The organism is Candidatus Dadabacteria bacterium (genome assembly GCA_026708565.1).
Taxonomy (GTDB): domain Bacteria; phylum Desulfobacterota_D; class UBA1144; order Nemesobacterales; family Mycalebacteriaceae; genus Mycalebacterium.
In genome coordinates this window covers 1-9,392 of sequence record JAPOUR010000026.1, presented here as the reverse complement: position 1 = coordinate 9,392, position 9,392 = coordinate 1, and the positions used below count along the sequence as shown (strand labels likewise).

The following is a 9,392-nucleotide window of genomic DNA, read 5'->3' as shown; positions in this document are numbered from 1 at the left end:
AGAAATAACATCGCTCAGTTATAATGCAAATACACTTTCAATTCCAGAGTCAGAAGCGGAACGTGCCCTCTCCATCGTGAGTTATTCTGCAGAAAATACGAGTTTTGCCTTGGACGCTTATATAGATGTTGATGTTGATGCGACATTCTATATATCCTTCCTTGATGAATGTGTAGATGCAGATATAATTGATTCAGTATATATATCTGGTGAAATGCCAGAAGTGTTTATCCGTTTGCTTTTCTCTTTTGATGGCGATGTAGTAAAATCGCAAGAGATTCCAAGTATCAAATCACTATCAATCATTGGCGATCTTGAAATACCTTTTGGTGATGTGGGGTTTGAATAAGAAAGTCTCGAAACCGGTTTCGAATGGATCTGAACAATGAGTGATAAACCAAGTTTCATTGACAACCTTGACGGCAACACAATGTCTGCCGCCCTCAAGCGATGGGGCGAGGATTAGAGAGCCAAATTCTCAAATGAAATGCAACACCAATTAAGTTCGGCAAGGCGCATGAAAATTTCATATATCTCCACAGGCTCGGCCACAAACTCAAACAAGAACACGCCCGCTGTTCAGGAGATTATTCCCGCCAGTATTCAGGACGATTGATTGCATCGGCGCACTTGAGGATTCCGCAAATGTTTTCAATGGTGTCCGGCACAAGTTCCCGCACCATCCAGGCATCGGCGTTTTGTTCCGGAATGGGGAAGGGGGTGTGCATGCCGTGTCGGCCTGCGGGAACGAAGCCGTGTCGTTGGTAATAGTCCGGATAACCGAGCACGAAAACGACCTCAACGCCCGCATTTTTCAACATGGCACACCCCGTTTGAATGAGTCGCCCCCCAATCCCACGATTCTGGTATTCCGGAATGACGGCCAGCGGCGCCAGCAATGCCGCAACGGTCTTGCCGATTGTTGCGTGTGTGAACAAGATATGGCCGATGGCCGTTTTGTCTTCAAAGGCAAGTAGTGAAAGAAAAGGGCGTGCGGTCTCATCTTCAAATAGGTTCTTGACGAGGCCGGGTAGGTTTTCTTCACTGTCAAAAGCGGCCTCGCAAATTGAGAGTATGACAACAAGGTCTCTGTCAGTCGTTTCGCGGACCATGTGTTCAACCTTGTTCATTGGGGGCTATGTTACCCCGCAAGTTTTTTTAGAACATCGCGCTCTTTTTCCATAACCCGATCGGCAATTTCCATCACTTTCTCTTGCCTCTTGTCATAGCGAGAGAGACTGACCCCGGTGGGAGTTTCAGTAACATTCAATTTGTCTCCCGCTACAACCCTCAGTTTGGCAACAACCTTTTCCGGCAGAATAACACCTACGGTGTCGCCCATCCGCATAACTTTGATTGAAGTAATCATAACAACCTCCTTTTCTTTCAGTGTTACTTCTTCCGCCCGCTTTTTCTCTTGGGCGCATCCTCCTGCAATTTTCTCCCCGTTTGCCCTTCCTCCTCAACCGGCACAGTTCTTTCCGCTATCCAGTTCGCGAGTTCCTCTTCCGACAGCATTCCCTCGGCGAGACGCATGATTTTGTCGTATTTCTCAACCGGAGTTGCCATAAGGTCAAAACCGTTTCTTAAAAGAAACGCCCGGCAGGACACAAGGGCGGCCCGCTTGTTTCCGTCTAAAAACGGATGATTGCGGGCAATGCCGTAGGCGTAAGCCGCCGCAAGGTCGGTTATGTCCGGCTTGGGATTGCCGTAATGGTAAAGGTTTCTGGGTCTGTCCAGAGCGGACTCAAGCATACCCTCATCCCTTATGCCTTCGGTTCCGCCGTGTCTGGCGATTTCCTCCTGATGAAGGTCAAGCACAGTCGCCTTCAAGAGCCATATAGGTTCCGGTTCCATCACTCGGCGAGCTTCTTCAGGACTTCCCTGTCCTCGTGCATAACCCGACGGGCAATCTCCATCTGCTTTTCATATTCCTCATTGTATGGCTTTAACTGAATGCCGTATTTGGTCTCGGTAACGCTCAACTTGTCGCCCGCGACAACATCCAGTTTGGCAAGAACCTCTTTGGGCAGAATTAACCCGAAGGAATTGCCAACCTTGATGATCTTTAATGAAGTGGTCATTTTTCACCCTCCCGAACTTTGATGCGGAAGTTATAACTGATATTGCAACATTGTCAAACGTTTGTCATAACTTTTTTTTCAAACTCCAACTCGTTCCCTCCGGAGTGTCTTCAAGAACGACACCTTTTTCCGCGAGCAGGTTGCGGATTTCATCCGCTCTTTCCCAGTTTTTTCCCTTCCTTGCCGCTTCCCTTTCTTCAATCAGTTTCAATATCTCGCTCTCCGGTATCTCCGCGTCCGGCGCGCTCTTCAGGTATTGCTCCGGGTCGGAGCGCAGTATCCCCAGAACACCGGCAAACTCATCCGCCGCTTCAAGAGCCGGGGCAACCTGAGGCGAGCCGCCGCGCGAATCAATGGAGCGGTTTATCTCTCTTGCAAGGTCAAACAGATGCCCCAGCGCGCCCGCAGAGTTGAAGTCATCACACATCGCGCCAAACGATTTTTCCCTGAACCTCTTCACCGCTTCCGCAAGTTCGGGGTCATCCTCTCCGCCCGCCTCCGCCGTCCTTGCGCGAAGCACTGTCTTATACAGCCGCGCGAGAGACGCCTCCGCCTCGTCCAGAGACTTTTCCGAAAAGTCCGCCGGGTTGCGGTAGTGGTGCAACAGGAAGAAAAGCCGTATCGCCTCGGCGGGCCACCGCTCAAGGGCCTGCTTCACAGTCAGAAAGTTGTCAAGAGACTTGCTCATCTTCTCCCTGTTGATTTGTATAAGCCCGTTGTGCATCCAGTATTTTGCAAACCCGCCGCCCGCCGCGCAGGACTGCGCGATTTCATTTTCATGGTGGGGGAAAATCAAATCCTTCCCGCCGCCGTGGATGTCAAAATCGCTTCCCAGATACTCCGTGCTCATCGCGCTGCACTCTATATGCCAGCCGGGCCTGCCTTTGCCCCACGGGCTTTCCCAACTGGGCTCGCCGGGCTTGGCGGCCTTCCAGAGCGCGAAGTCAAGAGGGTCGTCTTTTTTCTCGTTCAGGTCTATGCGGACGCCCTCAAGCATTGAGTCAAGCGACCGGCGCGAAAGGTTTCCGTATTCGCTGAACTTCCTCACCGAAAAGAACACATCGCCGCCGGATTCATAGCCGATGCCGCTTGCGATTATCTTTTCCACAAGCGAGATGATTTGCGCCATGTGGGTCGTAACCCTCGGCTCAACATCGGGCTTCATAACATTCAGCGCCTCCATGTCTTCCGCGTAGTCTTTGATGTATGTCTCGGAAATTTCTCCGGAGGTTTTTCCGGTCTCGGCGGCGCGGTTGATTATCTTGTCGTCAACATCGGTGTAGTTTCTCACAAACATAACCTCGTATCCCGTATGAAGGAGAAACCGCCTTATGAAGTCAAACGAAACCGCCGAGCGCGCGTGACCGAGATGGGCGGAGTCATAAACCGTGGGCCCGCAGACATAGATGCCGACCTTGCCCGGAGTTCTCGGCGAGAGCGTTTCCTTCCGGCGCGTGGCGGTGTTGTAAAGTTTGATTTCGGGAAGGTTCATTGTCTTGCAAAGAGAGGGGAGGGCGGAAGCAGCCGCAGCAAATTTCTCAAATCAAATCCTCGCCGCCGTCAACGCCGATGACGTTTCCGGTTATCCAGTCCGCGCCGTCCGCGCACAGCAGGGCAATGGCTTTGGCGACATCGCCCGTGGTTGTGAGACGCCCCGAAGGGTTGACCCTCATGGCGTTTTCAACCAGCGCCTCGTTTCCGGGAATCTTTCTGAGCGCGGGCGTGTCCGTAACGCCGGCGCGTATGGAGTTGGCCGTAATCTTCCGGGGGGCGAGTTCAACCGCGAGTTGGCGTATGTGGTGCTCAAGGGCCGCCTTTGCCGCAGACACCGCCCCGTAAGTGGGCCAGACACGGTGGCTGCCCGAACTGGTCATTGCAAATATCCTTCCCCCTTCTCCCATCAGTCCGCGCGTTACCGCCTCCTGCGTCCAGTAGACAAGGCTGTGCGCCATCACATCAAGCGTCATGTCAAAGTTCCTGCTGGTGAGCGTCTCTTCGGGTTTGTCCGAAATGTAGTGCTTGAGAGTTCCAAACGCGAGAGAGTGAATCAGAACCTTCAGACCGCCGGAGCCCGTCCGCCCGGCAACCTCGTCCATAACCTGCGCCCGCTTTTCAGGGTCAGCCGCATTGACATTGAAAAACAGCGCCTCAGAACCAGCCGCCTCAACTTCGCCCTTTATCCTCTCAACATTTTTAAGACCCGCCTTTCTGTCCATGTGAACGCCGCAGATGTTCAGCCCGCGCCTTGCAAGTTCCGTGGCCGCCGCCTCTCCGAAGCCGCTTGAAGCTCCGAGAATCAAAGCCCATTTGCCTTTCATGCTTTCCGTCATTTGAATTGCCCCCGTGTGAAGTTTGCCGCAGCCGTGGCCGCGCCTTCTTTATATTCACGGCAAAGGGGGAAAAATTCAAATCGCCATAGGTATTGACAAACTGAGATGGTCGCTTGTAGAATAGAGCGGCGTTTCGGGGCATGCTTTAATCAAAGGCGCTCTACATTACGCGAAACGAGCAGAAAGGGGAGGAACTTACTACTATGCTCAGGAAATTTTTTATCTTTGCGTTTGCCGCAGTGCTGGCGCTTTCTTTCAGCACCGGGGCGCATGCCGACGTGATGGATGATGAAATGATGTCGGTGCATGTGGCGGACGGCAACAAGGAATTCAGCATCAGGAGTGGCTACTACTACCAGGTGGGATCCAGAGGAGTGAACGCCGCGGGGGTTAAGATCCCTGACATTGAGGAGCACGGTTTCTCTCTCGGTTTTGCTGTCTCGCGCCTTCTGTCCGATGCTGACCTCTTCGGATTCAGATTCCGCGCCGCAGTCAGCGTTGAGCCGGAACTGATGTTCGGGTTCACAGACCAGAACGACAACACCTTCCAGCACTTCTTCGCGCCGGTTTTTGTTCACTTTGACTTCCCGATTATGGAGATACTTGAAGTATCAACCGGAGTGGGGGTCGGGCTTTTTGTTTACGACCTGGCGGATGAGTTGGACAGGCAGAACAAACTGCCCGTTGTCGGGAAACTCTCATTTGACTATGTGAGGGCAAGCGGGTTGAAGATGGGGATTGAGGCCAGAGGGCACTATGTTGTCAACGACGCCAACGGCGCAGTTGAAGACCTTTGGGGAGCTTCGGGGGTTGCCCGGCTCTCACTGTTGTTCTGAAAGCCACATCTCAGTTGTTTGAAAAAAGGGCGCCGGTGTTTTGTCGGCGCCCTTTTTTTTATTGAAGCGGTATTGACAACGCCGCGCGCTCTTGTTACCTTACGCTTCCCTTTGGCGTGAATGCGTCTTCGGGCTTAGAGTTCTTTGAAAACTGAATAGCGCACAGACAGCGGACAACAGCAGAGCCGGTTCCAGACGATTACTAACTTTTAGGAAGAGTTTGATTCTGGCTCAGAGCGAACGCTGGCGGCACGCTTTACACATGCAAGTCGAGCGAGAAAGCGGCTTCGGTCGCGAGTACAGCGGCGGACGGGTGCGTACAACGTGGATAACCTGCCTTAAGGACCGGAACAACCTTGGGAAACCAAGGCTAATGCCGGATATGACCACGGCGTCTGAGGACGCAGGGGTAAAAGGTGGCCGTTTTACGGTTGCCGCCTTTAGAGGGGTCCACGTCCTATCAGGTTGTTGGTGGGGTAAAGGCCTACCAAGCCTACGACGGGTAGCCGGCCTTAGCGGGTGATCGGCCACACGGGGACTGAGACACGGCCCCGACTCCTACGGGAGGCAGCAGTGGGGAATATTGGGCAATGGGCGAAAGCCTGACCCAGCGATGCCGCGTGAGGGAAGAATTCCTTCGGGATGTAAACCTCTTTTAAGAAGGAAGAAGGGTCTGCAAATTAACCTTGCAGGCTTGACTGTACTTCTAGAATAAGCCCCGGCTAACTCCGTGCCAGCAGCCGCGGTAATACGGAGGGGGCAAGCGTTGCTCGGAATTACTGGGCGTAAAGAGTCCGTAGGTGGTCTTGTAAGTTGGATGTGAAAGCCCGGGGCTTAACCCCGGAATTGCATCCAAAACTGCTTGACTTGAGTCCAAGAGAGGTTGGCGGAATTCCCGGTGTAGCGGTGAAATGCGTAGATATCGGGAGGAACACCAGTGAGCGAAGGCAGCCAACTGGCTTGGTACTGACACTGAGGGACGAAAGCGTGGGTAGCGAACCGGATTAGATACCCGGGTAGTCCACGCCCTAAACGATGGATGCTGGATGAGGGGGATTTTCCTCTTTGTCGTAGTTAACGCGTTAAGCATCCCGCCTGGGGAGTACGGTCGCAAGGCTGAAACTCAAAGAAATTGGCGGGGGTCCGCACAAGCGGTGGAGCATGTGGTTTAATTCGATGATAAGCGAAGAACCTTACCAGGGTTTGACATGCTATCTAAGGTTGGTGTGAAAGCATCAGTTCCATCGGGCTTGCCCGATGAATTTAGCACAGGTGCTGCATGGCTGTCGTCAGCTCGTGCCGTGAGGTGTCCGGTTAAGTCCGGTAACGAGCGCAACCCCTATCGTTAGTTGCCAGCGCTTCGGGCGGGCACTCTAAAGAGACTGTCGGCGGTAAGCCGGAGGAAGGCGGGGATGACGTCAAGTCAGCATGGCCCTTACACCCTGGGCTACACACATGCTACAATGGCCGATACAACAGGTTGCTAACCCGTGAGGGGGAGCCAATCCTCTAAAGTCGGTCTCAGTTCGGATTGCAGGTTGAAACTCACCTGTATGAAGTTGGAATCGCTAGTAATCGCAGATCAGCAATGCTGCGGTGAATACGTTCCCGGACCTTGCACACACCGCCCGTCACACCACGAAAGTCGGTTCTACCCGAAGTAGCTGCGCTTAACCTTCGGGAGGCAGGCTCCTAAGGTAGGGCCGGTAATTGGGGTGAAGTCGTAACAAGGTAGCCGTAGGGGAACCTGCGGCTGGATCACCTCCTTACTCACGGAGTAATTTTTACTCACAGAGTAAACACAACACAAACCAATCGTTTGAATGAAACGGCTTTGCTGCCCGTCTGTCTGTGTGCTTTTCAGTTGTCAAAGGAGAGGTGAGCACATAGATGTTTTCTAGTTTTGCGATGATTACTCGGAACAAGTGGGCTATTCCCGTTCTGTTGTTCGTTTTCTTTTTCTCTCTATTTGGTAGTGGGATGGAGACATATAGAAATCTGGGAGGAGACTCTGGGGTTGTTGCTTATGAGACGGGTTCAGATTTTATAAGAGTCCAATTCCATGACGGGTCAATCTATCTTTACACATATCGGAGTGCCGGGGTTTACAATATTGAGCGTATGAAAGGGTTAGCAGAATATGGCGAAGGGTTGAACACATTCATCAACAAGTATGTTCGCAAAAGATACGAACGAAGAGAGCGTTAGATAACTAATATGGGAATTCCGAAGACACAATACTTAATTGATCAACTCTATGAGTTTTAAATCTGTTATTATTTTGTCTGTTTAAAAAACGCTAAATCTGAGGATTGTCTTCAGTAGAGATGAGTTGCCTGAGACAAGTTTAAACAAGGTGAAGTGGAGTGTAGCAGGTTAGATAAAAATTCTTGGCCTCTATGCTTTTTGGCTCCATTCAGGTGATTTTTCACTATCTTCAAGTTTAGTGTAGATTGGTTTTTGACCTTTCTCTACTAGGGGACTGAATGCTCCTGGGTTTTGAGCGTACATTCCAACCATAAAATCTATAGTGGATTTTGTATGATCTTCCATGCAATTAACCATTTCAACACCTTCTTGAGTTCTCTTGTAAATGGATTCGGAATTGTTAGGCCAGTGAATTTTGAATCCACACATCAAGTCATTGTTATCTACGATTATTTCTAAAAGCCCCTTGTATTGAGGGTCATACGGCATTGCTTGATTTTTCTTCTTCCCCCACATTTTTCGCACATGTTTATCTAATGCGAAAAATGATGAAATAAAAATTTTTGATTTAGTAATCATGTCGTGCAAGGTCTCAAGTGAGATTCGAAATCCATCGCGACATCTAAATTCTTTGTCGGTAAGTATATAGTCAGAGTGGCTGATTGCGTTTCTCAGTTTGTTATTGTAGAAATCATCAAAGATTCTTGTTGTGTATATATTGACATTTTGTTCCAATGACTTAATGATTTCTATCTTTTTTAGTGGGGATAGTGGTGAGTGGTGAATTTTCTTTTTTTTCATTGGAATTTAGAAATATATAATGAGGATTAGAACTATATCCTTTCCCGTTTTGAAATCTTAATAAGTTTGTTATTACTTCGTATGGGGCATCCATTTCAACTATATGGCTGTAAATAAACAGGTTAATTCTCCACTTAGCAAGGTTCTCGTCCGAGAATATTTTCTCTGGAAAATGAAATTGGAGTATTGAATTGAAATCATCTAGGGTTGACCTAGATTCAATGTAGGGATCCCAGCCTCTATCCTCCATTCCGCAAATACGTAGTAAAGACGCAAAATATCGGACAATATCATTGCTTATCGGGTCATCTGGAATAAATAGAGGTTTGAGTATTTTAATGTAGTTTTGCCGTATATTCTCAATTTCTTGTTCTGTAATCATAATTCACAAATGTAGGGCAATCATTGATTACTCTACTTCCCCTCTCCAATTCAAAACATTTCCTCAAATCTCCTCCAGCATCTTTGCCAGAGTCTTCCTCAATTCCGTTAGATCATCCTGGCAAACCCCAAATACAATCCGTTCTTCCAGGTCAAAATAGTGATGGGCTATAATGTCTCTCATTCCCATTACTCTTGTCCATGGAATTTGAGGATAGCGGGGAAGCAATTCACCTTTTGTTCTCTTATCAACTTTTTTAACCGCTTCCCCAATAATGAGTAGCTTCATACATATTGAGTCAAGGATTATCCGCCCTTCCTGAGTAGTGACAAAATCTTCGGGAGTCTTTATTTTTTCAAACCGTTCAGCAATTTCATCTACTGCTTCTACAGTCTGTATCAATACTTCCTTTACCAATTCTTTATCAGACAACTACCATTTCCCTCTCTATACGCTTTGCCAGATAGCGGTTTCTGGTCCCGCTGTGTATGATATCCACCGACTTTTTCAAGTAACCCTCAAGATCATGCTTAATCCCAACCATTACCAGCAAATTTGGCTTCTCCATAGTAACAACAACATCAACATCGCTTTCCGCTGTTTCCTCTCCCCTTGCAACCGAACCGAACACGCCCATCTCAACAATGCCGTATTTACCGGCATTCTCCGCCTTCCAGTTTCTCAACCCCTGAAGTGTGCTGTTTGCCACTCTACTCGCTCTTCCCGTCCACCGGACAAATCTCCGTCATGC

The 9,392-nt window shown here is 49.6% G+C and carries 13 protein-coding genes and 1 rRNA gene; 4 read left to right on the top strand and 10 right to left on the bottom strand.

What is annotated here, in order from left to right:
- A partial coding sequence (locus OXF42_03615) for a hypothetical protein (GenBank protein ID MCY4047183.1) occupies positions 1–349 on the top strand: 349 nt, incomplete at its 5' end.
- Between the two features lie 238 nt (positions 350–587).
- On the opposite strand, the gene OXF42_03610 is transcribed toward OXF42_03615, so the two are convergent.
- The 6 genes from OXF42_03610 to OXF42_03585 form a co-directional block, all read right to left on the bottom strand.
- The gene (locus OXF42_03610; GenBank protein MCY4047182.1) at positions 588–1,130 is read right to left on the bottom strand and encodes an N-acetyltransferase; all 543 of its coding nucleotides are present in this window, start codon (positions 1,128–1,130) and stop codon (positions 588–590) included.
- An 11-nt stretch (positions 1,131–1,141) separates the two neighbouring features.
- Positions 1,142–1,369, bottom strand: coding sequence for an AbrB/MazE/SpoVT family DNA-binding domain-containing protein (locus OXF42_03605; GenBank protein MCY4047181.1), 228 nt, complete (start codon positions 1,367–1,369; stop codon positions 1,142–1,144).
- Between the two features lie 23 nt (positions 1,370–1,392).
- Positions 1,393–1,857: a type II toxin-antitoxin system death-on-curing family toxin gene (locus OXF42_03600; GenBank protein MCY4047180.1), complete on the bottom strand. Its 465-nt coding sequence runs from the start codon at positions 1,855–1,857 to the stop codon at positions 1,393–1,395.
- A complete protein-coding gene (locus tag OXF42_03595) occupies positions 1,857–2,084 on the bottom strand; it encodes an AbrB/MazE/SpoVT family DNA-binding domain-containing protein (GenBank protein MCY4047179.1) in 228 nt (75 codons plus the stop codon). The genes OXF42_03600 and OXF42_03595 overlap by 1 nt, the downstream gene beginning before the upstream one ends.
- Positions 2,085–2,148: 64 nt before the next feature.
- Positions 2,149–3,576, bottom strand: a complete 1,428-nt coding sequence (cysS, locus tag OXF42_03590) for a cysteine--tRNA ligase (GenBank protein MCY4047178.1) — start codon at positions 3,574–3,576, stop codon at positions 2,149–2,151.
- A 46-nt stretch (positions 3,577–3,622) separates the two neighbouring features.
- Complete coding sequence (locus OXF42_03585; GenBank protein MCY4047177.1) at positions 3,623–4,414, bottom strand: SDR family oxidoreductase; 792 nt, start codon at positions 4,412–4,414, stop codon at positions 3,623–3,625.
- A 203-nt stretch (positions 4,415–4,617) separates the two neighbouring features.
- On the opposite strand from OXF42_03585, the gene OXF42_03580 reads away from it, so the two are divergent.
- The 3 genes from OXF42_03580 (at position 4,618) to OXF42_03570 (ending at position 7,458) form a co-directional block, all read left to right on the top strand.
- A complete protein-coding gene (locus OXF42_03580; protein MCY4047176.1) occupies positions 4,618–5,250 on the top strand; it encodes a hypothetical protein in 633 nt (210 codons plus the stop codon).
- A 208-nt stretch (positions 5,251–5,458) separates the two neighbouring features.
- Positions 5,459–7,019 (top strand): 16S ribosomal RNA (locus tag OXF42_03575).
- Between the two features lie 211 nt (positions 7,020–7,230).
- On the top strand, positions 7,231–7,458 hold the full coding sequence (locus OXF42_03570) for a hypothetical protein (protein MCY4047175.1): 228 nt from the start codon (positions 7,231–7,233) through the stop codon (positions 7,456–7,458).
- A 189-nt stretch (positions 7,459–7,647) separates the two neighbouring features.
- On the opposite strand, the gene OXF42_03565 is transcribed toward OXF42_03570, so the two are convergent.
- From OXF42_03565 to OXF42_03550, 4 genes are all read right to left on the bottom strand, one after another.
- Complete coding sequence (locus OXF42_03565; protein MCY4047174.1) at positions 7,648–8,259, bottom strand: hypothetical protein; 612 nt, start codon at positions 8,257–8,259, stop codon at positions 7,648–7,650.
- Positions 8,198–8,641 carry a hypothetical protein gene (locus OXF42_03560; GenBank protein ID MCY4047173.1) on the bottom strand — a complete coding sequence of 148 codons (444 nt, stop codon included), beginning with the start codon at positions 8,639–8,641 and terminating at the stop codon, positions 8,198–8,200. Before OXF42_03560 ends, OXF42_03565 begins: the two co-directional genes overlap by 62 nt.
- Positions 8,642–8,704: 63 nt before the next feature.
- A complete protein-coding gene (locus tag OXF42_03555) occupies positions 8,705–9,073 on the bottom strand; it encodes a DUF86 domain-containing protein (protein ID MCY4047172.1) in 369 nt (122 codons plus the stop codon).
- A complete protein-coding gene (locus tag OXF42_03550; GenBank protein ID MCY4047171.1) occupies positions 9,066–9,350 on the bottom strand; it encodes a nucleotidyltransferase domain-containing protein in 285 nt (94 codons plus the stop codon). The genes OXF42_03555 and OXF42_03550 overlap by 8 nt, the downstream gene beginning before the upstream one ends.
- Between the last annotated feature and the right edge of the window lie 42 nt (positions 9,351–9,392).

Bases quoted from the DNA above. Each gene is read 5' to 3' on its own strand.
- OXF42_03610 (MCY4047182.1), bottom strand. From the start codon at position 1,130: ATGAACAAGGTTGAACACATGGTCCGCGAAACGACTGACAGAGACCTT.
- OXF42_03605 (MCY4047181.1), bottom strand. From the start codon at position 1,369: ATGATTACTTCAATCAAAGTTATGCGGATGGGCGACACCGTAGGTGTT.
- OXF42_03600 (MCY4047180.1), bottom strand. From the start codon at position 1,857: ATGGAACCGGAACCTATATGGCTCTTGAAGGCGACTGTGCTTGACCTT.
- OXF42_03595 (MCY4047179.1), bottom strand. From the start codon at position 2,084: ATGACCACTTCATTAAAGATCATCAAGGTTGGCAATTCCTTCGGGTTA.
- cysS (MCY4047178.1), bottom strand. From the start codon at position 3,576: ATGAACCTTCCCGAAATCAAACTTTACAACACCGCCACGCGCCGGAAG.
- OXF42_03585 (MCY4047177.1), bottom strand. From the start codon at position 4,414: ATGACGGAAAGCATGAAAGGCAAATGGGCTTTGATTCTCGGAGCTTCA.
- OXF42_03580 (MCY4047176.1), top strand. From the start codon at position 4,618: ATGCTCAGGAAATTTTTTATCTTTGCGTTTGCCGCAGTGCTGGCGCTT.
- OXF42_03570 (MCY4047175.1), top strand. From the start codon at position 7,231: ATGGAGACATATAGAAATCTGGGAGGAGACTCTGGGGTTGTTGCTTAT.
- OXF42_03565 (MCY4047174.1), bottom strand. From the start codon at position 8,259: ATGAAAAAAAAGAAAATTCACCACTCACCACTATCCCCACTAAAAAAG.
- OXF42_03560 (MCY4047173.1), bottom strand. From the start codon at position 8,641: ATGATTACAGAACAAGAAATTGAGAATATACGGCAAAACTACATTAAA.